The following is a 23,938-nucleotide window of genomic DNA, read 5'->3' on the forward strand; positions in this document are numbered from 1 at the left end:
GGTCACGCCCGCTTCTGCTTGACGATCTGCTCCTGCTCGACGTCCTCGTCCTCGAGAGCCTCGTGCTCCTCGTGGCCGGCCTTGATCCGCTGGCCGTCGGAGGTCTCGAACTGGTCGAGGAACTGGTCGTAGGCGCGAGCCATCTCCTCCTGGGCGTCGTCGGGGAACTGGGTGGTCTCCCGGATGCCGGCGAGGATGCCCTCGTGGCTGCGACGCAGGTAGTCGAGGAACTCGTGCTCGAAGCGCAGGACGTCGTCGGTCGGGACGACGTCGAGGCGGCCGGTGGTGCCCAGCCACATCGAGACGGTCATCTCGTCCAGCGGGTACGGCGAGTACTGGGGTTGCTTGAGCAGCGCCATCAGCCGCTGTCCGCGGTCCAGCTGCTGGCGGGAGGCCGCGTCGAGGTCGGAGGCGAACATCGCGAACGCCTCCATCGCGCGGAACTGCGCCAGGTCGACCTTGAGCGAGCCGGTGACCGACTTCATCGCCTTGGTCATGGCCGCGCCGCCGACGCGGGAGACCGAGACGCCGACGTCGATCGCGGGCCGCTGGTTGGCCGCGAAGAGGTCGGACTGCAAGAAGATCTGCCCGTCGGTGATCGAGATGACGTTGGTCGGGATGAACGCCGAGACGTCGTTGGCCTTGGTCTCGATGATCGGCAGGCCGGTCATCGAGCCGGCACCCAGCTCGTCGGAGAGCTTCGCGCAGCGCTCCAGCAGCCGCGAGTGGAGGTAGAACACGTCACCCGGGTAGGCCTCGCGGCCCGGCGGGCGGCGCAGCAGCAGCGACACGGCGCGGTAGGCCTCGGCCTGCTTGGTGAGGTCGTCGAAGACGATGAGGACGTGCTTGCCGTCGTACATCCAGTGCTGGCCGATCGCGGACCCGGTGTAGGGCGCGAGGTACTTGAAGCCGGCGGAGTCCGAGGCCGGGGAGGCGACGATGGTGGTGTACTCCAGCGCGCCGGCCTCCTCGAGGGCACCCCGCACGGAGGCGATGGTGGAGCCCTTCTGACCGATCGCGACGTAGATGCAGCGCACCTGCTTCTCCGGGTCGCCGGAGTCCCAGTACTGCTTCTGGTTGATGATCGTGTCGATCGCGATGGTGGTCTTGCCCGTCGCGCGGTCGCCGATGATGAGCTGGCGCTGGCCGCGGCCGATCGGGGTCATCGAGTCGATCGCCTTGATGCCGGTCGCCAGCGGCTCGTGCACCGACTGCCGCTGCACCACGGTGGGCGCCTGCAGCTCCAGCGCGCGGCGGCCGGAGATCGGGTCGATCTCACCGAGGCCGTCGATCGGGTTGCCCAGCGGGTCCACGACCCGGCCGAGGTAGCCGTCGCCGACCGGGACGGAGAGGATCTCGCCGGTACGGCGGACCGTCTGGCCCTCCTCGATGTTGTCGAAGTCGCCCAGGACCACGACACCGATCTGGCGGGTGTCCAGGTTCAGGGCCAGCCCGAGCGTGCCGTCCTCGAACTCGAGCAGCTCGTTGGCCATGACCGACGGCAGGCCCGTCACCTGAGCGATGCCGTCCGCCGCCTCGGCGACGGTGCCGACCTCCTCCTTGGTGGCGGTCTCCGGCTTGTAGTCGGATACGAAGCGCTGCAGCGCGTCCCGGATCTCCTCCGGACGGATCGAAAGCTCCGTCATCTCAATTCCTCGTCTCTTGTCTGCTCTGCTCGAAAGGTTCTAGGTCAGCCGGCCAGCTTGCGGCGGGCGTTGTCGAGGCGGCTGGCCACCGTCCCGTCGATGACGTCGTCGCCGATCTCGACCCGGATCCCGCCCATGACCGAGGGATCCACGACGACATTGAGGTGCACCGGGCGGTCGTACTGACGCGACAGGGCATCGGCCAGCCGCTGCCGGTCCGCGTCGGAGAGGGGCCGAGCCACCCGCACGGTCGCCACGCCCTGGCCACGGATCTCCGCGGCCACCTTCTGGTAGTCCTCCAGCGCCAGCCCCACGGTGCGGTAGCTGCCGGCGAGCGCCTGCTCGGTCAGGGCCACGGTCGCCAGCTGCGCCTTGCCCTCCAGCAGGTTCCGGACCAGCGAACGCTTGTCGGCCTGGCTGCGGGCCGGGTCCGAGAGGGCGTCGCGGAGCTCGGGGGTGTGCGAGACCAGGCGGCCCACCTCGAAGAGCTCGGTCTCGAGCTGGTCCACGGACTCGCCCGAGGACCGCACCACCGCGATCACGCCGAGACGCTCCAGCGCGTCGGCGAGGTCCCGGGTGGCGGTCCAGCGCTGCTGGGCACCCGCGGCCGCCAGGTCGAGAGCGGGTGCGGACACCTTGCCCTCGAGCACCCGACGCAGCAGCGCCTCCTTCGCCTCACCCGGCACGGACACGTCGGTCAACACCCGGCGCAACGAGGGCTCGGAGCGCAGCAGCCCGGCCACGGCGAACAGGTCGGTGCCGATCGTGCCCGCCTGGTCCGCGGACCCCGACAGGACATCGTCGAGCTTCCCGGCCAGCAGGGCCTGGGCTTCGGCAGAGGCGCCACGCATCATCAGTTGACCCGCCCGCCGTCGTTCTCCAGGTCGGCCAGGAAGCGCTCGACCACGCGGCTCTGCCGCGCGTCGTCGTCCAGGCTCTCCCCGACGATCCGGCCGGCCAGGCCCGTGGCCAGCGTGCCGACCTCGGCCCGCAGCTGGGTGACCGCCTGCTGGCGCTCGGCCTCGATCTGCGCCTTGCCCTGGTCCAGGATCCGAGCGTGCTCGGTCTGGGCCTGCTGGCGCATCTCGGCGACGATCTGGGCACCCTGCTCGCGGGCCTCCTCGCGGATGCGCGCGGCCTCGTGCCGGGCGTCGCCCAGCTGCTTCTCCAACTCGGCGAGGCGCTGGTCGGCCTCGGCCTGCTTGGTCTCGGCCTCCGCCAGGCCACCCTCGATTGCCTGGGTGCGGTCGGCGAACGTCTTCTCGAAGCTGGGTACGACGAACTTGCGGACGACGAAGAACAGGATCGCGAAGACGATCAGCGCCAGCACGATCTCCGAGACGACCGGCAGGACCGGGTTGTACGCCCCTTCGGCCGCCAGCACAACGTTGTTCACGGGTATCTCCCTCTGCGGGCGGGACGTCAGATGGGCAGGACGAACGCGAGCGCGACCGTGATGATGAAGAGCGCCTCAGCCAGAACGAAGCCCAGGATGGCGATCGACTGCAGGCGGCTCTGCGCCTCCGGCTGGCGGGCGACGCCGCTGATGAACGCGGCGAAGATCAGGCCGATACCGACACCGGGACCGATGGCGGAGAGGCCGAGGCCGATCATGTTGATGGAGCCTTCCACGGCTTTTCCTTTCGTCGGCGACGCGTCCATCGCGCCGCATTGTTGGCGAAATCTGTGGTGGGTCAGTGCTCGTCGGCGAGCGCTTCCCCGATGTACATCGAGCTGAGCAGGGTGAAGACGTAGGCCTGGAGGAACATGACCAGCATCTCCAGGAAGCTGACGCCGATCCCGAGGACGAACGAGAGCACCCCGACCCCGCCGTAGAGCAGGTTGCCGCTGGCGATCAGCGCCGCGCCGCCGGTGGCGAAGAGGATGAGCAGCAGGTGACCGGCGAACATGTTGCCGAAGAGTCGCAGGGTCAGCGTGAACGGCCGGACGATGATGTTGGAGAAGAACTCCAGCGGCACCAGCAGTAGCAGGATCGGGCCGCTGACGCCGGAGGGCATGGTGGCGTGCTTGAAGTAGCCGAGCACGCCGTGCTTCCACATGCCGGCGCCCAGGTAGATGAACCAGGACAGCAGCGCGAGCGGGACGATGAAGCCGATCCGGGAGAAGCTCGGGAACTGCAGGAACGGGATGATCCCGTAGTAGTTGTTCACCAGGATGAACATGAACAGGGTGAACAGGTAGGGCACGAACTTCATGAAGTGCTCGCTGCCGATATTGTCCCGCGCCATCTGGTTGCGCACGAAGCCGTAGACGGTCTCCCCGGCGAACTGCAGGCGGCCCGGCACCATCTTCTCGCTGCGGGAGGCGGCGATGCAGAACCCGGCGATCAACACGGCGGAGAGGATCAGCAGCAGCATCGGCTTGGTGAAGCCGAAGCCGGCGATCTCGAAGACCGGCGGCAGCTCGAAGCTGCTCGGGCCCGGGGCCTGGAAGCCTCCACTGCCCTCGGCCGTCAGGATCCTCATGCCCGTCGAACTCACACCGTCTCCTGTGGTCTGGTCACTGCTTGATGAACCGTGCGTACGTCATGTAGAGCCCTAGCGCGGCGCCGACGAGGATGCCGACCAGCACCAGGAACGGCGTTCCCAGCCAGCGGTCCAGCAGCCAGCCGATCAGTCCGTACACGGCGACCCCCGCCACGACGTACCCGAAGGCCTGCCAAGGGTCGCCCACCGGGCGATCCTCCGAGGTACCGGACGGGCGTGTCGTTCGAGCCATCGCAAACGGGACGATAGCAGTCGCGCACCGCCATCACCGACCCCCCTCCGGCAGCTCGTAGACCGGGATCCGGCGACGCATGGTCAGCACCACGTGGGCCACCATCCAGGTCAGCGTCACCGCGAGGACACCGAGGCCGATCCAGGCCGTGTCGAGGGTCCGGCCGATGGTCTCCGAGCGCGAGACGACCAGGAAGGTCAGCCCCATCAGCACCATCTGCACCAGGAACGTCATCAGCGCCACCAGCAGCGAGGCGGCGGGCATCGCCGACGACACGACCTCCACGGCGAGGCTGCCGCCGAAGAGCACCAGCGCGGCCAGCGCGGTCCCGGCGAGCGCGGCCATCAGGGCCGGCGAGCCGCCGATCACCGCACCCAGCACTCCGAGGGCGACCCCGGCCAGAACGGCCAGTACGGCGGCCCGGGCCAGCACGGCGGCACCGGTGGCCGGGCGGCTGCTGCGGGTCTCGGTCGTCATCTCGGCGGCCTTGATCTCGGGGGCTGGATCGCGCTCCGGGGAGCGCTCGTGAAAACTATCACAAGCGTCACGGCGCGGGCGAATCCGACTCCCGCTCCCCCGGCTCCGGCGGCTGTAGCGCCTCCGGCAGGGAGGGCTTCTGCAGCACCGGGAGCACGAACGTCGCCCCCAGGGTCAGCACGACCATGGCGGTCAGGGTCACCCACATCCGGGGTCCGGAGTAGAGGCTGACCAGGACGATGCCGAAGCCGATCATCCCGGCCCAGGCCCACATGATCAGCACCGCCCTGCGATGGGAGTGCCCGATCTCCAGCATCCGATGGTGCAGGTGCTGCTTGTCCGGGGCGAAGGGGCTCCGCCCGGCCCGGGTGCGCCGGACCACGGCGAGCACCAGGTCGGCCAGCGGGACGATCAGGATGGAGATCGGCAGGAGCGCCGGCAGCAGGTAGATCGGCAGGAAGCTCGAGGTGAGCGACGCGCCGCCGTCCAGGTCGGTCGCCGGGAACCTGCTGGTGAGGGTGATCGCGCTCGCGGCGAGCACCAGCCCGAGCAGCATCGAGCCCGAGTCCCCCATGAAGAGCCGGGCCGGGTAGAAGTTGTGCGGCAGGAACCCCGCGCACGCGCCCGCGAGCGCCGCGGCCAGCAGCGCACCGGTGGTCGCCAGGCTCACATGGTTGATCGCCGAGAGCTGGTAGCAGTAGAGGAAGAACGCCACGGCGCCGACACCGATCACGCCGGCGGCGAGACCGTCCAGTCCGTCGATGAAGTTCACCGCATTGACGGTGGCCACCACGATCAGCACGGTCAGCAGACCGCCCTGCAGCGCGTCCAACGAGAGCTGGCTGCCGCTGGGGGTGATGAAGAAGGCGTACTGGATGTTGTTGATCACCAGGTAGCCGGCCGCGACGAGCTGGCCGCCGAACTTGGTGAGCGCATCCAGCTCGAAGATGTCGTCGAGGACCCCGACACCGCAGATCAGGGCACCCGCGACCACCACCGTGCCCGCGGTCTTGTGTACGGAGGGATCCAGCGAGAGGAAGGGCAGCTGCGTGGCGACCAGGTAGGCCGCGACCAGCCCGCCCAGCATCGCCAGCCCGCCGAGGTAGGGGATCGGCTCGTCGTGCACGTCGCGGTCGCGGACCGCAGCCGTGGCACCAGTGCGGATCGCGATCTCCCGCGCGATGACGGTGAGCAGGTACGTCGTCGCGGCGGCGACCAGGAAGACCAGCAGATACTCCCGCACCTACTCCTCCAGGTCGGTGGGCCGGTCGTCGGGCGGCTGCTCGTCGGCGATCGAGGCACCCAACGGATCCAGCACCTCGTTGAGCTCGGCGACCGAGATCGCGCCGAGACGCAGCACCCGCGGCCGGTCGCCGGTCATATCGAGGATCGTCGAGGGCTCCCCGCCCGGAGACGCCCCACCATCGACGTAGACGCTGACCGAGTCGCCGAGCTGCCGCTGCGCCTCCTCGGCCGTGGTGGCCGCGGGCTCGCCGGTGGCGTTCGCCGAGCTCACCGCGAGCGGCCCGGTGCGCTCCAGCAGCTCCAGGGCCAGGGCGTCGTCGGGCATCCGCACCGCGACGGTCCCGCGGGTGTCCCCCAGGTCCCACTGCAGGGACTGCTGCTGACGACCGACGAGCGTCAGGGCCCCCGGCCAGAACCGCTCGGTCAGCGCGCGAGCGTACTCGGCGAGGTCCACGACGAGCGCGTTCACGGTCGAGGCCGCGGAGATGAGCACCGGCGGGGGCATGTCGCGCCCGCGACCCTTCGCCTTCAGGAGCGCGCGCACCGCGGCCGGGTCGAAGGCGTCGGCCCCGATGCCGTAGACGGTGTCGGTCGGGAGGACGACCAGCCGGCCGCGACGTACGGCCTGCGCGGCCGCAGCGACGGCTTCCTCCCGCTCCTCCTCAGAGGTGGTGGACCAGATCTCGCTCACGCCGGTCATCGTGCCAGCCTCGCCGTCACGAAGCGCGGTCGACCCGCGAGGTCTCGGTGGTCGGCGATGTCGCGCCACCGGCCCGCGGAGGCGAAGACGGCCGGAGCCGACGCGCCCTGCACGTCGGCGTGCTCGGCGCCCACCACTCCCCCGGGCCGCAGCAGCCGTGCGGCCGTGCGCTCCAGCACGCGCATCGCATCCAGGCCGTCCTCCCCACTGAACAGGGCCAGGTGCGGGTCGTGGTCGCGGGCCTCGGGCGCCACCGACTCCCAGGCCTCGAGCGGGATGTACGGCGGGTTCGAGACGACGACGTCGACCGACCCGTCGAGGTCGGGGAACGCGTGGGCGAGGTCCCCGTGTCTCACGTCGGCGCCGGTCCCCTCGAGGTTGCGGCGCGCCCAGGCCAGGGCGTCCTCGTCCAGCTCGGTCGCGTGCACGCGCGCGTGCGGCACCTCGTCCAGCACCGCCCGGGCGATCGCGCCCGAGCCGGTGCCGAGGTCGACCACCACCGGGGCGGCCAGGTCCCGGGCCCGCTCGATCGCCCACCCCGCCAGCAGCTCGGTCTCCGGACGCGGCACGAACACGCCGGGTCCGACCGCCAGCTCGACGTGCCGGAACCCCACCACGCCCGTGAGGTGCTGGAGTGGCTCGCGCGCGGCCCGGCGAGCGACCAGGGCGTCGTACTCCCGCTCCTGCTCGGCGCTCGGGTCGCCCGCCACGACCAGGCCGGCGCGGGTGGTGCCCAGGACATGGGCGAGCAGCTCGGCGGCGTCGTGCTCCGGGGAGCCCACCCCGGCCGCGCGGAGGCGGGCCGACGCCACGGCCAGCAGCCGCCGGACCTCCGTCACTGCTCCAGCGCCTCGAGGCGGGACGCGAGGTCGGCCTCGACGCAGGACTCCAGCACCGGCTCCAGGCCCCCGTCGAGCACCTGGTCCAGGTTGTGCGCCTTGTATCCGGTGCGGTGGTCGGAGATCCGGTTCTCCGGGAAGTTGTAGGTGCGGATCCGCTCGGAGCGATCCACCGTCCGCACCTGGCTGCGCCGCGCCTCGCTGGCCTCGGCGTCCGCGGCGTCCTGGGCGGCCTGCAGCAGCCGGGCGCGCAGGATCCGGAGCGCCTGCTCACGGTTCTGCAGCTGCGACTTCTCGTTCTGACAGCTCACCACGATGCCGCTGGGCAGGTGGGTGATGCGGACGGCGGAGTCGGTGGTGTTGACGCTCTGGCCGCCGGGGCCGGACGACCGGTAGACGTCGATGCGCAGGTCGTTCTCGTCGATCTGCACGTCGATCTGCTCGGCCTCCGGCATCACCATCACGCCGGCGGCCGACGTGTGCACGCGCCCCTGGGACTCGGTGACCGGCACCCGCTGGACCCGGTGCACGCCGCCCTCGAACTTGAGCAGGGCGTACGGCGCCTGTCCCGGCTCGCTGGTGCCACGCGCCTTGACCGCGGCGGTCACCGACTTGTAGCCGCCCAGGTCCGACGGCGTGGAGTCCAGCACCTCGACGCTCCACCCGCGCTGCTCGGCGTACCGGGTGTACATGCGCAGCAGGTCGCCGGCGAACAGCGCCGACTCCTCGCCGCCCTCGCCGGACTTGATCTCCAGCAGCGCGTCCTTGGCGTCGGCGGGGTCGCGCGGCACCAGCTGGCGGCGCAGCCTCTCGGCGGCGGCCTCACGCCGGGCGTCCAGCGACTCCGCCTCCTCGGCGAAGGCCGGGTCCTCGCGGGACAGCTCGCGCGCAGCCTCAGCGTCGTCGCCGAGCTGCCGCCACTGCGACCAGGAGTCGACGATGGCGGACAGCTCGGCGTACCGCTGGTTCAGGCGCTTGGCCAGCTGCTGGTCCGCATGCACCGCGGGGTCGGCCAGCCGGCCCTCCAGCTCCGCATGCTCGCGCCTGAGCCCCTCGACAGCGTCGAACATGGGGCGGGGTTACTTCTTCTCCGCAGCCTTCTTCGCGTAGCGGGCCTCGAAGCGGGCCACGCGACCACCGGTGTCGAGGATCTTCTGCTTGCCGGTGTAGAAGGGGTGGCACTGCGAGCAGACGTCGGCGTTGATGACGCCGCTCTCGGCGGTGCTGCGGGTGGTGAACGTGTTACCGCAGGTGCAGCGCACCTCGGTGTTCCCGTAGTTCGGGTGGATGTCCTTCTTCATGGTGTCCTCTCTCGGGTCGCCGGGTCGCCGCGGGAGTCGCGACGTGAACCGGAACCATTGCGTGATTCTGCCAGTCGGGTCAACGCCACGACGAATCGCGGCATTCCCCGGCGCGAGGGCGCTCAGCCGCGGGGAAGCCGGGCGACCAGGGCCTCGTTCCCGGAGGTCTGGCGTACGGCGTCGAGCAGCTGCTCCAGCTGCCCCGCACCGTCCTCGCCGGCAGCCCGGCGACGCAGCGTCCGGACCACCGGGACCTCGGCGGCCGCCCGCAGCTGGTCCTCGTGGCGGGTGCCGGAGCGGGCCAGGTCGACGGCCGGGAAGAGCCCCATCTCCGCGGCGTCGCTGCGCAGCCAGAGCTCCATGTTCGCGGTGTCGCGGATCTCCTCGAAGATCAGCTCGTCGACCGGGGAGCCGCTGTCCACGGTGGCGGTCGCGATGATGGTGAGCGACCCACCGCCCTCGAGCGCCCGGGCGCTGCCGAAGAACCGCTTCGGGTGGTAGAGCGCGTTGGCGTCCACACCGGCCGCGAGCGTCCGGCCGTTGGCGGGCGCGGTCAGGTTGTAGGCGCGGCCCAGGCGGGTGATGCCGTCGACCAGCACCACGACGTCGTGCCCCAGCTCGACCAGGCGCCGGGCCCGGTCGATCGCCAGCTCGGCGATCGCCGTGTGGTCCCCCGCCGGCCGGTCGAAGGTCGAGGCGATCACCTCGCCCTTGACCGAGCGCTGGTAGTCGGTGACCTCCTCGGGCCGCTCGTCCACCAGCACCACCATGAGATGGCACTCGGGGTGGTTGGCGCTGATCGACTCCGCCAGGGAGTGCAGGACCTGGGTCCGCCCGGCCCGTGCCGGGGAGATCACCAGGCCGCGCTGGCCCTTGCCGATCGGCGCGACCAGGTCGATGACCCGGCCGGCGACGTCGTCGGCTCCGGTCTCCAGCCGGATCCGCTCGCTCGGGTGCAGCGGGGTCATGTCGCCGAAGTCGACGCGCTCACGCGCGGTGTCGGGCTCGGCGCCGTTGACGCTGTCGATGCGGACCATCGGGTTGAACTTCTCCCGCCGCTCCCCCTCGCGAGGCTGCCGCACCTGGCCCACGACGGCGTCGCCGCGGCGCAGGCCGTACTTGCGGACCATGGACAGGGAGAGATAGACGTCCTCGGCGCCGGCCAGGTAGCCGCTGGTGCGCACGAACGCGTAGTTGTCCAGCACATCGAGGATCCCCGCGGCCGGGACCAGGACGTCGTCCTCGAGGATCTGGGTGTCGGGCTCGTTGCGCAGCCCGCTGCGGTTGCGGTCGCGCCCGCGGCGCCGGCGGTTGCGGCGGCTGCCCTCGTCGCCGTCGTCCTGCTGGGTGTCCTTTAACTTCTCCTGGCCCTTGTCCTGCCCCTTGTCCTGCGCAGCCTTGTCCGGCTGCTTGTCCTGCTGGCCCCGGTCCTGCTGCTTGTTCTTGCTCTGCTGGCCGCCCTGGTTGGACTTCTGCCGCTGCTGGCCCTGCTGGCCCTTGTCCTGCTGCTTGTCCTGCTGCTTGTCCTGCTGGGGCTTGTCCTTCTTGCCCTGCTGGCCGCGGTCACGCTGGCCCTGCTGCGCGGGCTGGTCCTGGGTCTTCGAGGCCGCGTGCTCGTTCTGGACCGCGCGGATCGCCTGGACCAGCTGCGGCTTCTTCATGCCCGCGGTGCCGGAGATGCCCAGCGCACCCGCCATCGCACGCAGGTCGGCGACCAGCATGGCGTTGAGGCTGCCCGGTCGCTTCTTCTGCGCTCCGGCAGCAGCGGGGGCGGTGTCGGAGGATTCCGTCACGAGTGGTCCTTCTCAGCTCGTCGTGCCACGGCGTCTCCGCCGGGCGATCGGTTCCGGGTTGCCCTCCCTTGCCGGCCAGAGAGCCGGATCCGAGGGCGCATCCATGGAGGGGATGCCGTACGCCGACTGGCGCGCGCTCACAGTAGCAGGACGCCGCCCTCAGCCGATCCGGACGCCCTCGGCGGCCACCTCGAGGTGGTGGGCGGCCCAGCCCCGGGGCACCCGGGTGCCCAGGGCCGCCGGCGTGCCGGGCCCCTCGAGGCCGGCGTCGCAGAAGGCGAGCACCGTGGGTCCGGCACCGGAGATCAGCGCCGGGACGCCCTCGGCCCGCAGCGCGTCCATCAGCTCCAGCGACTCGGGCATCGCCGACCGCCTGTACTCCTGGTGCAGGAAGTCGTGGGTCGCCGCGAAGAGGTGCTCGGGACGCCCGCCGAGCGCCGCCACCAACAGGGCGGCACGACCGGCGTTCGTCGCGGCCTCCGCATGCGGGACCATCGCGGGGATCAGGCCGCGCGCGACCTCGGTGGGCAGGATGCTCTCGGGCACGAACGCCATCACCCGCACCCGGGGGTCCACGCCCGTCCGGACGGCGTACCACTCCCCCCGCTCCTTGCCCGCGACCACGAAGCCGCCGAGCAGTGCCGGTGCGACGTTGTCGGGATGCCCCTCGATGTCGCAGGCGATCGTGAGCAGCGCCTCGTCGTCGACCACGAGGCTGCCGCCGGCCACCAGCGCTCTGGCCAGCGAGAGCCCGGCGACGATCGCCGCGGAGGACGACCCGAGCCCCCGGCCGTGCGGGATCACGTTCGTGCACTGCAGCGCGATCCCGGGCGGCTGGGCGCCCAGCGCCTCGAAGCCGATCCGCATGGCGCGCACCACCAGATGGGACTCGTCCAGCGGTACGGCGCCGCGCCCCTCACCCCGCACCTCGATGCTCAGCCCGCCCTCGGTGATGCGCGCGGCCAGCGAGTCGCGCAGCTCCAGCGCCATCCCCAGGGAGTCGTAGCCGGGCCCGAGGTTGGCCGAGGTGGCCGGGACGGTCAGCCGGACCGTCCCGTCGACGAAGGTGGTCACAGGCCGGCGGCCTTCGCAGCAGCGTCGACGTCCACGTCGATGACGGTGTCCACGATGTCGCCCACGCCCTCGAGCGCGGTCGCGGTGTCCTTGAGCCCGTTGCCGGTCACCGTGATCACCACCGTCTTCCCGGTGTACTCCTCGCCCGCGGCGAGCTCGGCCAGCAGGCCGGCGATCCCGGCGGCGGAGGCGGGCTCGACGAAGACGCCGTCGCGCCGGGCCAGCTCACCCTGGGCGGCGAGGATCTGCGCGTCGGAGACCGCGGCGAACCGACCGCCGGACTCCTGCGCCGCAGCCTCGGCCAGCTTCCAGCTCGCGGGGTTGCCGATCCGGATCGCCGTGGCGACCGTCTCGGGGTCGTCGAAGGGCTCGCCGGTCACCATCGGGGCCGCGCCCTCCGCCTGGAAGCCCCGCATCACCGGGCGCTTGGAGGCGCGGCCGAGGTCGACGTACTGCTCGTAGCCCATCCAGTACGCCGAGATGTTGCCGGCGTTGCCGACGGGCAGCAGGTGGTAGTCGGGGGCGTCGCCGAGGAAGTCGCAGACCTCGAAGGCGGCGCTCTTCTGCCCCTGCAGGCGCACCGGGTTCACCGAGTTGACCAGGGCGACCGGGTAGTCCCACGCCAGCTGCTTGGCCATCGCCAGGCAGTGGTCGAAGTTGCCGCGCACCATGATCACCTGCGAGCCGTGCACGATCGCCTGGGCCATCTTGCCCGCGGCGATCTTGCCCTCCGGGATCAACACGAGCGGGCGGAGGCCGGCCTTCGCGGCGTAGGCCGCCATGGAGGCGCTGGTGTTGCCGGTCGACGCGCACACGACCGCCTTCGCGCCCTCGTGCCGGGCCACCGAGATCGCGGCCGTCATGCCCCGGTCCTTGAAGGAGCCGGTCGGGTTGCCGCCCTCCACCTTCAGGTGCACCTGGGCGCCGGTCAGCCCGGAGAGCCACTCCGAGTGCACCAGCGGGGTGCCGCCCTCGCGCAGGGTCACCGGCTCCAGCCCGTCGGGCATCAGGTCCAGCAGGTCGCCGTACTCCTCCAGGACGCCGCGCCAGCCGCTCACTCCTCGCCACCTTCCACGCGCATCACCGAGGTCACCTCGCGCACCGTGTCCATGGTGCGCAGCTCCTCCACCGTCGCCGCGAGCGCCGCATCGGAGGCGGCGTGCGAGACGACAACCAGCTGGGCCTCCTCGTCGCGGCCCTCCTGTCGCACGGTCTGGATCGAGACGTCGTGCCGGGCGAAGGCCTGCGCGACCGCGGCGAGCACGCCCGCGCGGTCGTCGACGTCGATCGCGACGTGGTAGCGGGTGCGGGTCTCGCCCATCGGCAGCACGGCCCGGTCGGCATAGGCGGACTCGCCCGCCCCGCGGGTCTCCGAGAGCCGGTTGCGGGCCACCGTGACGAGGTCGCCCATGACCGCGGATGCGGTGGGCGAGCCACCGGCGCCGGGGCCGTAGAACATCAGCTGCCCGGCAGCGTCGGTCTCGACGAAGACGGCGTTGAAGGCACCGCGCACGCTGGCCAGCGGGTGGGAGCGCGGGATCATCGCCGGGTGCACCCGCACCGAGACGGCCTCGGTGCCGTCCGGGTCGGTGCGCAGCTCGGCGATCGAGAGCAGCTTGACGACGCAGCCCATGTCCTTGGCCGACTGCACGTCGGCGGCGGTGACGTCGGCGATGCCCTCGCGGTGCACGTCGGCGGCCGTCACCCGGGAGTGGAAGGCGAGGCTGGCCAGGATGGCGCACTTGGCGGCGGCGTCGAAGCCCTCGACGTCGGCGGTGGGATCGGCCTCGGCGTAGCCGAGCTCCTGTGCCTCCGCCAGTGTCTCGTCGTAGCCGGCGCCCTGGCTGTCCATCTTGTCCAGGATGTAGTTGGTGGTGCCGTTGACGATGCCCAGCACCCGCGTGACCCGATCGCCGGCCAGCGACTCGCGCAGAGGGCGCAGGATCGGGATCGCGCCGGCGACGGCGGCCTCGTAGTCCAGGTCCCGCCCCGCCTTCGCCGCGGCCTCGAACAGGGTCGGGCCGTCCTCGGCGAGCAGCGCCTTGTTGGCGGTCACCACCGAGGCGCCGCCCTCGAGCGCGGTCAGGATCAGCGAGCGGGCGGGCTCGATCCCCCCGATCACCTCCACCACGATGTCGACGTCCTCCCGCCCGGCCAGACCGGCGGCGTCGGTGGTGAGGAGGCCGGCGGGCACCTCGACCTCGCGCTGCGCGTCCAGACGGCGTACGGCGACCCCGGCGAGCTCGACCGGCGCACCCACGCGGGCGGCCAGGTCGTCGGACTGCTCGGTCAGCAGCCGCACCACCTGGGAGCCCACCGAGCCGCAGCCCAGCACCGCCACCTTCAGCGGCTTGTCGCCGCCCTCGTCACTCATCCATCGCTCCCACATCGGTCGCCAGCAGGTCGTCCACAGTCTCTCGCCGGACGATGACGCGCGCATCACCGTCCCGCACCGCGATCACCGGCGGGCGGAGGACGTGGTTGTAGTTCGAGGCCATCGACCGGCAGTAGGCACCGGTGCCCGGCACCGCCAGTAGATCACCGGGCCGCACGTCACCGGGCAGGAACTCGTCGCGCACGACCACGTCCCCGGCCTCGCAGTGCATCCCGACCACGCGGGAGAGCACCGGCGCGGCCTCGGACCGCCGGCCGGCCAGGGTGCAGGAGTAGTCGGAGTCGTAGAGCGCGGTGCGGATGTTGTCGCTCATCCCGCCGTCGACGGAGACGTAGGTGCGGCGGGCTCCGCCGTCCAGCTCCACCTCCTTGACCGTACCGACGGTGTAGACCGTGCACATCGCCGGCCCGACGATCGCCCGACCCGGCTCGATGGACAGCGCCGGCTCCGCCACCCCGAGGGCCCGGCACTCGTGCTCGACGATCTTGCTCATCTCGGCCGCCAGCTGCGCGGGGTCGGCGGGGTCGTCCTGGGTGGTGTAGGCGATTCCGAAGCCGCCCCCGAGGTCCAGCTCGGGCATCGAGACGCCCACCTCGTCGGCGACCTGGGCGTGCAGGGCCAGGACCCGGCGGGCGGCCACCTCGAAGCCGGAGGTGTCGAAGATCTGCGAGCCGATGTGGGAGTGCAGACCGAGCAGCTCCAGGCCGGGGGTCCCGTGGATCCGCCGTACCGCCTCCAGGGCGTCGCCGGAGCTGATCGAGAAGCCGAACTTCTGGTCCTCGTGCGCGGTGGCGATGTACTCGTGCGTGTGCGCCTCGACGCCCGCGGTGACGCGCACCATCACCCCGATCCCACGTCCGGACTCCTCGGCCGGCACCTCCCGGGCGATCTCGGCCAGCCGGTCGATCTCGGCGAAGGAGTCCACGATGATTCGGCCCACTCCGGCGTGCACGGCCCGCCGCAGCGCGGGGTGGGACTTGTTGTTGCCGTGGTAGCCGATCCGGGCCGGGTCCATGCCGCCGCGCAGGGCGACGGTGAGCTCGCCGTCGGAGCACACGTCCAGGCTCAGCCCCTCCTCCACCAGCCACCGGACGACGGTGGTGCACAGGAACGCCTTGCCGGCGTAGAAGACCTGCGCGGGCGCGAAGGCGTCGCGGAAGGCCCGGGCGCGGGCACGGAAGTCGGCCTCGTCCAGCACGAAGGCGGGGGTGTTCACGTTCGCGACCAGGTCGGGCAGGCGTACGCCGCCCACGCTGAGGTCGCCGGTCCCGTCCTTGTCCGCGGTGGTCGACCACAGGTGCGGGACGAGGCGGTTGGCGTCATCGGGCGGGCGCAGCCACGAGGGCCCCCGGAGGGCCCCGTCCGCGTGCGCCCAGCCCGAGGGGTGCGAGGTGGGCATGGGGCGCTACATCCTCTCGGGGGCGGTGACGCCGAGCAGCCCGAGCCCGTTGGCCAGCACGGTCCGGGTCGCGACCACGAGCATCAGCCGCGCCTCGTTGACCGGCCCGGCCGGCTCGTCGCCCTGCGGCAGCATCCGCAGCTCCCGGGTGTCGTACCACTTGTTGAACACCGAGGCGGTGTCCTCCAGGTAGCGGGCGATCCGGTGCGGGTGCCGCAGCTCAGCGGCGGCCGCGACCACGCGGGGGTACTCCGCCAGCGCCCGAAGGAGCTCGCCCTCCCGGGGGTGGCTCAGCAGCTCGGGGTCGAAGTCGTCTGCCGACGGGACCGACATCCCCAGCGCGGTCGCGTTCTCCACCATCCGGCAGGTCCGCGCGTGGGCGTACTGCACGTAGTAGACGGGGTTCTCGTTGGACTGCCGGGTGATCAGGTCGATGTCGAGCACCAGCGGACTGTCGGCCGGGTAGCGGGCCAGGGAGTAGCGCAGGGCGTCCACGCCGATCTCGTCCATCAGCTCCTCGAGCGTGACGATGTTGCCGGCCCGCTTGGAGAGCCGCACCTCCTCCTCGCCGCGCATGATCTTGACCAGCTGGCCGATCAGCACCTCCAGCGTCTGCTCGGGGTCGTCGCCGGCGCAGGCGGCCATCGCCCGCAGCCGGCCGACGTACCCGTGGTGGTCGGCGCCGAGGAGGTAGACGCAGCGGTCGAAGCCGCGCGAGCGCTTGTCGAGGTAGTAGGCGGTGTCGGAGGCGAAGTAGGTGAGCGCGCCGTTGGAGCGGATCAGCACCCGGTCCTTGTCGTCGCCGAAGTCGGTGGTGCGCATCCACACCGCACCGTCCTCCTCGTAGACGTGCCCCTGGGCCTTGAGTCCCTTGAGCGTCTCGGTCACCGACCGGTCGCCGTCCTCGTGCAGGGCCCGCTCGGAGAACCACACGTCGAAGACGGTGTGGAAGCGCTCGAGCTGGGCCTGCTGCTGGGCGAGCTGGACGGCGTACGCCGCCTCGCGGAAGGCCGCGGTCCGCTCCTCGCCCGCCGGCATCTCCTTCAGCTCCGGCTGCTGCGCCACGACCTGCTCGGCCAGGTCGGCGATGTAGGCGCCCTGGTAGCCGTCCTTCGGCACCGGCTCACCGAACGCCCGCGCCTCCACCGAGGCGCCGAAGAGGTCCATCTGGTTGCCGCGGTCGTTGATGTAGAACTCCCGCGCCACCCCTGCGCCCGCGGCCTCGAGCACCCGAGCCATCGCGTCGCCCACGACCGCCCACCGGGTGTGGCCCAGGTGCAGCGGGCCGGTCGGGTTGGCGGAGATGAACTCCACGTTGATGTTCGTCCCGGCGAGGGTGTCGTTGGTGCCGTACGCCGCTCCCGCGGCGACGACGTCGGCGGCCACCTGGCCCTGCGCGGCAGCGGCCACCGTCACGTTGAGGAAGCCGGGGCCGGCCACGTCCACGCCGGCGATCCCGTCGGCCTCCTGCAGCCGCTTGGCGAGCAGCGTGGCGAAGTCGCGGGGCGGCATCCCGGCCTTCTTGCCCAGCTGGAGCGCGATGTTCGTGGCGTAGTCGCCGTGCTCCTTCTGCCGCGGGCGCTCGACCGTCACCGTCTCCGGAACGCCGTCGGCCAGCACGACCTCGTCGGAGGCCACGAGGTCGGCGAGGACGCCGCGGATGGTGCTGGAGAGCTGCTCGGGATTCACCACGCAAGCGTATCCGCGCCCACCGGTTTCGCTCACGCCCGTATCAACCGTTAGGCTTCCCGTCGCGTCGCTGGCGGCGCATGCCTCCGTAGCTCAGGGGATAGAGCACTGGTTTCCGGTACCAGGTGTCGCAGGTTCGAATCCTGCCGGAGGCGCCCTTCGTCACGCCGGATCCGGCGCTCGGTGATCACCCTTCGGTGTGCCCTTGGCTACAAGCCGCGGACATCCGCCCTCCGGCGTGGGCATTTCGACCGGCGTGGGACTAGCCTTGGCGCTGGAACCGCCGAGTCTCACCGTCGAAAGAGGCGACATCCCCGTGCCACAAGCGTCCGGCAACCCCACCTCCACTTCTTCACAGCCCGCCGGCTTCGGCGCCAACGAGTGGCTGGTCGAGGAGATGCACGACCTGTTCAAGAAGGACCCGGCCAGCGTGCCGGAGGAGTGGAAGCAGTACTTCGAGGGTGGGAGCGCCAACGGCGCGCCGGCCTCGGAGAACGGCTCCAGCGGGAAGCAGCCCTCCGGGGGTGGGCCGCGCACCTCGGCGGGGCCCTCCAAGGCGCCGGCCGCGACGCAGAGCAAGCCCGCCGAGCAGAAGCAGGCGGCGCCGAAGCAGGCCGAGGCCAAGAAGACCGAGACCAACAAGGCGGAGAAGCCCGAGGGGTCCCCGGCACCGAAGGCCACCCCCCGCCCGGCGAGCCAGGCCGCCGGGCCCGCGCAGGGGCGTGACAAGCCGGTCGCCAAGGAGTCCCGCCCGGCCGAGCCGGCCGAGGCCAAGGACGAGCCTGACTACACCGTCATGCGGGGCATCGCCGCCGCGGCGGTGAAGAACATGGACAAGTCGCTGGAGGTCCCGACCGCGACCTCGGTGCGCAACGTCCCGGTGAAGCTGCTGTGGGACAACCGCACGGTGATCAACAACCACCTCGCCCGGGCGCGCGGCGGCAAGGTCTCCTTCACCCACATCATCGGCTACGCGCTGGTCAAGGCCCTGGCCTCGATGCCGGAGATGAACAACTCCTTCGAGATGCGCGACGGGAAGCCCACCATGGTCTCCCCCGCGCACATCAACCTCGGCCTGGCGGTGGACCAGAAGAAGAAGGACGGCACCCGCCAGTTGGTGGTCCCCTCGATCAAGGCCACCGAGAACATGGACTTCGCGGCGTTCTGGACGGCGTACGAGGAGATCATCGACCGGGCGCGCGCGGGCAAGCTCACCATGGACGACTACTCCGGTACGACGATCAGCCTGACCAACGTCGGCGGTCTCGGCACCAACCACTCCGTCCCCCGCCTGATGGCCGGGCAGAGCGCGATCATCGGCGTCGGCGCGATGGAGTACCCGCCCGAGTGGCAGGGCGCCTCGGAGGAGGTCATCTCCCGCAACGCGATCAGCAAGGTCATGTCGATGACCTCGACCTACGACCACCGGGTGATCCAGGGTGCGCAGTCCGGCGAGTTCCTTCGCCGCGTGCACCAGCTGCTGATCGGCGAGGACGGCTTCTACGACGAGATCTTCGCCTCCCTGCGGATCCCCTACGAGCCGATCCGCTGGGCACAGGACATCTCGGCGACCCACGACGACGAGATCTCCAAGCAGGCGCGGGTCCAGGAGCTGATCCACGCCTACCGGGTCCGTGGTCACCTGATGGCCGACACCGACCCGCTGGAGTACCGCCAGCGCAGCCACCCCGACCTCGAGGTGGAGTCCCACGGCCTGACCCTGTGGGACCTCGACCGCGAGTTCGCCACCGGCTCCTTCGGCGGCGAGCGGCGCTTCATGAAGATGCGCAACATCCTGGGCATCCTGCGCGACTCCTACTGCCGCACCGTCGGCATCGAGTACATGCACATCATGGACCCCGAGCAGCGGCAGTGGATCCAGGAGCGGGTCGAGCAGCCGCACCAGAAGCCGCCCCGCGAGGAGCAGCTGCGGATCCTGCAGAAGCTCAACCACGCCGAGGCGTTCGAGACCTTCCTGCAGACCAAGTTCGTTGGCCAGAAGCGCTTCTCCCTGGAGGGCGCGGAGACCACCATCCCGCTGATCGACGAGATCTGCGAGGAGGCCGCCGGAGCCGGCCTGGAGGAGGTCACCATCGGCATGGCCCACCGGGGCCGGCTGAACGTGCTCGCGAACATCGTCGGCAAGAAGTACTCCCAGATCTTCCAGGAGTTCGAGGGCAACATCGACCCCCGCACCGTGCAGGGGTCCGGTGATGTGAAGTACCACCTCGGCGCCGAGGGCGAGTTCGTCTCCGAGCACGGCGACTCCATCAAGGTCTCCGTCGCCGCGAACCCCTCGCACCTCGAGGCGGTCGACCCGGTGCTGGAGGGCATCGCCCGCGCGAAGCAGGACGTGCTGGACCGCGGCGCGGAGTACCCCGTCCTCCCGCTGCTGGTGCACGGCGACGCCGCGTTCGCCGGCCAGGGCGTGGTCGCGGAGACGCTCAACCTCTCCCAGCTGCGCGGCTACCGCACCGGCGGCACGATCCACGTGGTCGTCAACAACCAGGTCGGCTTCACCACCGCCCCGGGCAGCTCGCGCTCCTCGCTCTACTCCACCGACGTGGCGCGGATGGTGCAGGCGCCGATCTTCCACGTCAACGGCGACGACCCCGAGGCCTGCATCCGGGTCGCCGGGCTGGCCTTCGCCTATCGGCAGGCGTTCAACAAGGACGTCGTCATCGACCTGGTCTGCTACCGCCGGCGTGGGCACAACGAGGGCGACGACCCGTCGTACACCCAGCCGCTGATGTATGACCTGATCGAGCAGAAGCGCTCGGTGCGCAAGCTCTACACCGAGTCCCTCATCGGCCGCGGCGACATCACCGTCGAGGAGGCCGAGCAGGTCCTCAAGGACTACCAGCAGCAGCTGGAGCGGGTCTTCACCGAGGTGCGGCAGGCCGACCCGGACTCCACCACCTGGCGGACGGTCCCGGACTACCCGGACAAGCCCGCCGGCAAGGCCACCACGGCGATCTCGCGGGAGGCGCTCAAGCGGATCGCCGACGCCTACACGACCCCGCCGGACGGCTTCACCGTGCACCCGAAGGTGATGCCGCAGCTGCAGCGTCGTGCCGCGGCGATCACCGACGGCCCGATCGACTGGGGCACCGGCGAGATCCTCGCCTTCGGCTCGCTGCTGATGGACGGCCGCCCGGTGCGCCTGGCCGGGCAGGACAGCCGCCGCGGCACCTTCGTGCAGCGGTTCGCCACGATCATCGACCGGGTCAACGCCGACGAGTGGACCCCGCTGACCAACCTCACCGAGGACCAGGCGAAGTTCCACATCTACGACTCGCTGCTGAGCGAGTACGCCGCCCTCGGGTTCGAGTACGGCTACTCCGTGGCCCGGCCGGAGGCGCTGACCCTCTGGGAGGCCCAGTTCGGCGACTTCGTCAACGGTGCCCAGACCGTGATCGACGAGTTCATCACCTCCAGCGAGACCAAGTGGCAGCAGCAGTCCGGTGTCGTGCTGCTCCTCCCCCACGGCTACGAGGGCCAGGGGCCGGACCACTCCTCCGCGCGGATCGAGCGGTTCCTCGCGCTGGCGGCCGACGACGCGTTCGTGGTCGCGCAGCCGTCCACCCCGGCGTCGTACTTCCACCTGCTGCGCCAGCACAGCCTCGGCGAGGAGCACCGGCCGCTGGTGGTCTTCACGCCGAAGTCGATGCTCAAGCGCAAGGAGGCCGCCTCCCAGCCGGCGGACTTCACCGAGGGCGAGTTCCAGCCGCTGATCCCGGACCGGGACGCCGACCCGGAGAAGGTCGACACCCTGATCTTCTGCTCGGGCCGCGTCACGTGGGACCTGATGGTCGAGCGGAAGAAGCGCGAGGCCGACAACGTCGCGATCGCTCGGATCGAGCAGCTCTACCCGCGCCCGGTCGAGCAGATCAAGGCGGAGATCGCGCGCTTCCCCAACCTCAAGACGATCCGCTGGGTGCAGGACGAGCCGGAGAACCAGGGCCCGTGGCCGCACTACCTGGTCAACGTCTGGCTGCCCAACGAGATCGACGTCGAGGTGGTCAGCCGGCCGGAGTCCTCCTCCCCGTCCGTGGGCACGGCGAAGCGGCACGCCGAGGAGCAGAAGGACCTCGTCGCCAACGCGTTCGCGCCGGCCCAGCAGTCCCTGGGCTACTGAGCGCCGGATGTACTTCACCGACCGCGGGATCGAGGAGCTGGAGAGGCGCCGGGGTGACGAGGAGGTCACCCTGGCGTGGCTCGCCGACCGGCTGCAGGAGTTCACCGACACCCACCCCGAGTTCGAGAACGCGGTGGAGCGGCTCGCCACGTGGCTGGCCCGGGAGGGCGATCCGGAGGACTGACCCCTCCGTCCGCCACAATGTCGCCATGACGAACCCTGCACCGGTCGACTGCTGGCTCACCGACATGGACGGCGTCCTCGTGCACGAGGAGACCGCCCTGCCGGGTGCCCAGGAGTTCATCTCCGAGCTGCGCGACCGGGAGCTGAAGTTCCTGGTGCTCACCAACAACTCGATCTACACCCCGCGCGACCTGCGGGCCCGCCTGCTGCGCTCGGGCCTCGACGTCCCCGAGGACGCGATCTGGACCTCGGCCCTGGCCACCGCCCAGTTCCTCGACGACCAGCGGCCCGGCGGGTCGGCGTACGTCGTCGGCGAGGCCGGGCTGACCACCGCGCTGCACGACATCGGCTACACCCTCACCGAGGCCGACCCCGACTACGTGGTGCTCGGCGAGACCCGGACCTACTCCTTCGAGGCGATCACCCGGGCGATCCGGCTGATCGAGGCCGGCGCGCGGTTCATCGCCACGAACCCGGACCCGAGCGGGCCGAGCCCGCAGGGCACGCTGCCCGCGACCGGCTCCGTCGCCTCGCTGATCAGTACGGCGACCAACCGGGAGCCCTACTACGTCGGGAAGCCCAACCCGCTGATGATGCGCAGCGCACTCAACCGGGTGGATGCGCACTCGGAGTCCACGGTGATGGTGGGCGACCGGATGGCCACCGACGTCAAGAGCGGCCTCGAGGCGGGGCTGCGCACCATCCTGGTGCTCTCCGGCTCGACATCGGCGGCCGAGGTCGACCACTTCCCGTTCCAGGCGACCCGGGTCCTCGACGGGATCGCCGAGGTGGTCCCACTCGTCGCCGAGCTGGCTCAGCCGGTGGCGTCGACCGACTGAGCGGCCGGCTCCTCCTCGAGGGTCCGGACCTTGCGAGGCAGCCGGCTCACCAGGGCCAGGACGAGCACGCCGACCACGGCCGAGACCGCGAAGGCCCAGTGCATCCCGGACAGGCTCGCCTGTGCGGGCTCGACGCCCGACTCCACCAGCGAGGCGGCGCGGCTGGACATGACCATGACCACGAGCGCCGTACCGAACGCCCCGGCAACCTGCTGGACCGTGCCCAGCAGGGAGCTGCCGTGGCTGTACAGATGCGCCGGGAGCGAGCCCAGGCCCATCGTGAACAGCGGCGTGAACAGCAGGGACAGGCCGAGCATCAGCGCGATGTGCACCGCCAGCACCACCCAGATCGGGGTCGTGGCGTCCACCAGGGCGAGGACGCCGAAGCTGGCCGAGATCACCGCGGCGCCGGGCAGCACGAGCACGCGCCCGCCGACCCGGTCGTACCATCGCCCGACGCGCGGGCCGAGCAGGCCCATCGCCAGCCCGCCCGGCATGACCAGCAGGCCGGCCTCGAGCGGGGTCATGCCCCGCAGGTTCTGCAGGTACAGCTGCAGCAGCACCATCGAGCCGAGCATCCCCAGGAAGGCGAGCGCCATCGCGCTCATCGCCGTGCGGTAGACGGGGATCCGCAGGGTCCGCAGGTCGAGCAGGGGCCGTTCGTCGCGCTGGAGCCGCAGCTGCCGGAGGACGAACAGCGTCACCCCGACGATGCCCACCCCCAGCGTGACCGCCGGGATCAGCGGGTTCTCCACGACGCCGAACTCGCTGAGGCCGTAGACGAGGGCACCGAAGCCGTCCGCGGCCAGCGCCACGCTGAGCCAGTCGACGTGGGCCGGCTGGGGCTCCCCGACGTTCGTCAGCCGGCGCAGGCCGCCGACCATGACGGCGACGGCGACGGGCAGCACGATCAGGAAGATCCAGCGCCAGGACAGCGACTGCAGCACCAGGCCCGAGACCGCGGGGCCCAGCGCGGGCGCCACGGCGATCGCCATGGTCACGTTGCCCATCACCCGGCCGCGATCGGACTCGGGCACGACCTTCATCAAGGTGGTCATCAGCAGCGGCATCATCACCGCCGTGCCGGCCGCCTGCACGATCCGGGCGACGATCAGCACCCAGAACACGGGGGCCAGCGCGGCCAGCAGCGTGCCCGCGGTGAAGACGCTCATCGCCAGCAGGAACGCCTGCCGGGTCGTGACCTGCTGCAGGAACCAGCCGGTGATCGGGATGACGACCGCCATGGTGAGCAGGAACACCGTCGCCAGCCACTGCGCGGCGCTCTCGTCGACGCCGAAGTGCGCCATCAGCCGCGGCATCGCGGTCAGCGTGATGGTCTCGTTGAGGATCGCCACGAACGTGGCCGCGACCAGCCAGCGGAGTACGCCGGTGCTCTGGGTGTCCGTGGGTGTTGCGGTCTCCAGGCGTACGGACACCAGGTCTCCTCTCGGGAGGTCGGGGCTGAGGGCAGGTCCAGGGTC

At 71.1% G+C, this 23,938-nt stretch carries 22 protein-coding genes and 1 tRNA gene; 4 read left to right on the forward strand and 19 right to left on the reverse strand.

Annotation, left to right across the window (positions count from 1 at the left end; all coding sequences use genetic code 11):
• Nucleotides 1-2 precede the first annotated feature (2 nt).
• The 18 genes from atpA to argS all read right to left on the reverse strand — a co-directional run bounded on the left by atpA (nucleotide 3) and on the right by argS (nucleotide 17,297).
• Nucleotides 3-1,646, reverse strand: a complete 1,644-nt coding sequence (atpA, locus tag K8W59_RS11325) for a F0F1 ATP synthase subunit alpha (RefSeq protein ID WP_223393889.1) — start codon at nucleotides 1,644-1,646, stop codon at nucleotides 3-5.
• 44 nt (nucleotides 1,647-1,690) lie between these two features.
• Nucleotides 1,691-2,500, reverse strand: a complete 810-nt coding sequence (locus K8W59_RS11330) for a F0F1 ATP synthase subunit delta (protein ID WP_223393891.1) — start codon at nucleotides 2,498-2,500, stop codon at nucleotides 1,691-1,693.
• Nucleotides 2,500-3,042: a F0F1 ATP synthase subunit B gene (locus K8W59_RS11335; protein WP_223393893.1), complete on the reverse strand. Its 543-nt coding sequence runs from the start codon at nucleotides 3,040-3,042 to the stop codon at nucleotides 2,500-2,502. Before K8W59_RS11335 ends, K8W59_RS11330 begins: the two co-directional genes overlap by 1 nt.
• A gap of 26 nt (nucleotides 3,043-3,068) precedes the next feature.
• Nucleotides 3,069-3,308, reverse strand: coding sequence for an ATP synthase F0 subunit C (gene atpE / locus K8W59_RS11340; RefSeq protein WP_199907451.1), 240 nt, complete (start codon nucleotides 3,306-3,308; stop codon nucleotides 3,069-3,071).
• A 32-nt stretch (nucleotides 3,309-3,340) separates the two neighbouring features.
• Nucleotides 3,341-4,132 carry a F0F1 ATP synthase subunit A gene (atpB, locus tag K8W59_RS11345; protein ID WP_223393895.1) on the reverse strand — a complete coding sequence of 264 codons (792 nt, stop codon included), beginning with the start codon at nucleotides 4,130-4,132 and terminating at the stop codon, nucleotides 3,341-3,343.
• 34 nt (nucleotides 4,133-4,166) lie between these two features.
• Nucleotides 4,167-4,340 carry an AtpZ/AtpI family protein gene (locus tag K8W59_RS11350; protein ID WP_223393897.1) on the reverse strand — a complete coding sequence of 58 codons (174 nt, stop codon included), beginning with the start codon at nucleotides 4,338-4,340 and terminating at the stop codon, nucleotides 4,167-4,169.
• A gap of 78 nt (nucleotides 4,341-4,418) precedes the next feature.
• On the reverse strand, nucleotides 4,419-4,862 hold the full coding sequence (locus K8W59_RS11355) for a hypothetical protein (RefSeq protein WP_223393898.1): 444 nt from the start codon (nucleotides 4,860-4,862) through the stop codon (nucleotides 4,419-4,421).
• 67 nt (nucleotides 4,863-4,929) lie between these two features.
• Entirely contained in the window at nucleotides 4,930-6,105 is a 1,176-nt protein-coding gene (locus tag K8W59_RS11360; RefSeq protein ID WP_223393901.1) for a glycosyltransferase family 4 protein, read from the reverse strand.
• Nucleotides 6,106-6,798, reverse strand: coding sequence for an L-threonylcarbamoyladenylate synthase (locus K8W59_RS11365; protein WP_223393903.1), 693 nt, complete (start codon nucleotides 6,796-6,798; stop codon nucleotides 6,106-6,108).
• Between the two features lie 5 nt (nucleotides 6,799-6,803).
• The gene (prmC, locus tag K8W59_RS11370) at nucleotides 6,804-7,646 is read right to left on the reverse strand and encodes a peptide chain release factor N(5)-glutamine methyltransferase (protein WP_223393905.1); all 843 of its coding nucleotides are present in this window, start codon (nucleotides 7,644-7,646) and stop codon (nucleotides 6,804-6,806) included.
• Nucleotides 7,643-8,716 (reverse strand): peptide chain release factor 1, encoded by a 1,074-nt coding sequence (gene prfA, locus K8W59_RS11375; RefSeq protein ID WP_223393907.1) that lies wholly within the window; start codon nucleotides 8,714-8,716, stop codon nucleotides 7,643-7,645. The genes prmC and prfA overlap by 4 nt, the downstream gene beginning before the upstream one ends.
• Before the next feature lie 9 nt (nucleotides 8,717-8,725).
• On the reverse strand, nucleotides 8,726-8,947 hold the full coding sequence (gene rpmE, locus K8W59_RS11380) for a 50S ribosomal protein L31 (RefSeq protein WP_223393909.1): 222 nt from the start codon (nucleotides 8,945-8,947) through the stop codon (nucleotides 8,726-8,728).
• 122 nt (nucleotides 8,948-9,069) lie between these two features.
• The gene (gene rho / locus K8W59_RS11385; RefSeq protein ID WP_223393911.1) at nucleotides 9,070-10,740 is read right to left on the reverse strand and encodes a transcription termination factor Rho; all 1,671 of its coding nucleotides are present in this window, start codon (nucleotides 10,738-10,740) and stop codon (nucleotides 9,070-9,072) included.
• A 159-nt stretch (nucleotides 10,741-10,899) separates the two neighbouring features.
• Entirely contained in the window at nucleotides 10,900-11,814 is a 915-nt protein-coding gene (gene thrB, locus K8W59_RS11390) for a homoserine kinase (protein ID WP_223393913.1), read from the reverse strand.
• On the reverse strand, nucleotides 11,811-12,821 hold the full coding sequence (thrC, locus tag K8W59_RS11395; protein WP_223399790.1) for a threonine synthase: 1,011 nt from the start codon (nucleotides 12,819-12,821) through the stop codon (nucleotides 11,811-11,813). Before thrC ends, thrB begins: the two co-directional genes overlap by 4 nt.
• Before the next feature lie 47 nt (nucleotides 12,822-12,868).
• The gene (locus K8W59_RS11400; protein WP_223393915.1) at nucleotides 12,869-14,188 is read right to left on the reverse strand and encodes a homoserine dehydrogenase; all 1,320 of its coding nucleotides are present in this window, start codon (nucleotides 14,186-14,188) and stop codon (nucleotides 12,869-12,871) included.
• A complete protein-coding gene (lysA, locus tag K8W59_RS11405) occupies nucleotides 14,181-15,608 on the reverse strand; it encodes a diaminopimelate decarboxylase (protein ID WP_223393917.1) in 1,428 nt (475 codons plus the stop codon). Before lysA ends, K8W59_RS11400 begins: the two co-directional genes overlap by 8 nt.
• Before the next feature lie 6 nt (nucleotides 15,609-15,614).
• Nucleotides 15,615-17,297: an arginine--tRNA ligase gene (gene argS, locus K8W59_RS11410; RefSeq protein WP_223393919.1), complete on the reverse strand. Its 1,683-nt coding sequence runs from the start codon at nucleotides 17,295-17,297 to the stop codon at nucleotides 15,615-15,617.
• A gap of 82 nt (nucleotides 17,298-17,379) precedes the next feature.
• Here argS and K8W59_RS11415 point away from each other — a divergent pair.
• From K8W59_RS11415 to K8W59_RS11430, 4 genes are all read left to right on the forward strand, one after another.
• A tRNA-Arg gene (locus tag K8W59_RS11415) sits at nucleotides 17,380-17,452 on the forward strand.
• A gap of 161 nt (nucleotides 17,453-17,613) precedes the next feature.
• Nucleotides 17,614-21,435, forward strand: coding sequence for a multifunctional oxoglutarate decarboxylase/oxoglutarate dehydrogenase thiamine pyrophosphate-binding subunit/dihydrolipoyllysine-residue succinyltransferase subunit (locus tag K8W59_RS11420; protein WP_223393921.1), 3,822 nt, complete (start codon nucleotides 17,614-17,616; stop codon nucleotides 21,433-21,435).
• 7 nt (nucleotides 21,436-21,442) lie between these two features.
• Nucleotides 21,443-21,619: a DUF6104 family protein gene (locus K8W59_RS11425; RefSeq protein ID WP_223393922.1), complete on the forward strand. Its 177-nt coding sequence runs from the start codon at nucleotides 21,443-21,445 to the stop codon at nucleotides 21,617-21,619.
• 25 nt (nucleotides 21,620-21,644) lie between these two features.
• A complete protein-coding gene (locus tag K8W59_RS11430; protein WP_223393924.1) occupies nucleotides 21,645-22,457 on the forward strand; it encodes an HAD-IIA family hydrolase in 813 nt (270 codons plus the stop codon).
• On the opposite strand, the gene K8W59_RS11435 is transcribed toward K8W59_RS11430, so the two are convergent.
• A complete protein-coding gene (locus K8W59_RS11435) occupies nucleotides 22,433-23,893 on the reverse strand; it encodes an MDR family MFS transporter (protein ID WP_223393926.1) in 1,461 nt (486 codons plus the stop codon). The genes K8W59_RS11430 and K8W59_RS11435 overlap by 25 nt on opposite strands.
• Nucleotides 23,894-23,938 lie beyond the last annotated feature (45 nt).

This window comes from Nocardioides rotundus (assembly GCF_019931675.1).
Classification (GTDB): Bacteria; Actinomycetota; Actinomycetes; order Propionibacteriales; family Nocardioidaceae; genus Nocardioides; species Nocardioides rotundus.

Bases quoted from the DNA above. Each gene is read 5' to 3' on its own strand.
- atpA (WP_223393889.1), bottom strand. From the start codon at position 1,646: ATGACGGAGCTTTCGATCCGTCCGGAGGAGATCCGGGACGCGCTGCAG.
- K8W59_RS11330 (WP_223393891.1), bottom strand. From the start codon at position 2,500: ATGATGCGTGGCGCCTCTGCCGAAGCCCAGGCCCTGCTGGCCGGGAAG.
- atpE (WP_199907451.1), bottom strand. From the start codon at position 3,308: ATGGACGCGTCGCCGACGAAAGGAAAAGCCGTGGAAGGCTCCATCAAC.
- atpB (WP_223393895.1), bottom strand. From the start codon at position 4,132: ATGAGGATCCTGACGGCCGAGGGCAGTGGAGGCTTCCAGGCCCCGGGC.
- K8W59_RS11355 (WP_223393898.1), bottom strand. From the start codon at position 4,862: ATGACGACCGAGACCCGCAGCAGCCGCCCGGCCACCGGTGCCGCCGTG.
- prfA (WP_223393907.1), bottom strand. From the start codon at position 8,716: ATGTTCGACGCTGTCGAGGGGCTCAGGCGCGAGCATGCGGAGCTGGAG.
- rpmE (WP_223393909.1), bottom strand. From the start codon at position 8,947: ATGAAGAAGGACATCCACCCGAACTACGGGAACACCGAGGTGCGCTGC.
- thrC (WP_223399790.1), bottom strand. From the start codon at position 12,821: ATGCCCGACGGGCTGGAGCCGGTGACCCTGCGCGAGGGCGGCACCCCG.
- K8W59_RS11400 (WP_223393915.1), bottom strand. From the start codon at position 14,188: ATGAGTGACGAGGGCGGCGACAAGCCGCTGAAGGTGGCGGTGCTGGGC.
- lysA (WP_223393917.1), bottom strand. From the start codon at position 15,608: ATGCCCACCTCGCACCCCTCGGGCTGGGCGCACGCGGACGGGGCCCTC.
- K8W59_RS11425 (WP_223393922.1), top strand. From the start codon at position 21,443: ATGTACTTCACCGACCGCGGGATCGAGGAGCTGGAGAGGCGCCGGGGT.
- K8W59_RS11430 (WP_223393924.1), top strand. From the start codon at position 21,645: ATGACGAACCCTGCACCGGTCGACTGCTGGCTCACCGACATGGACGGC.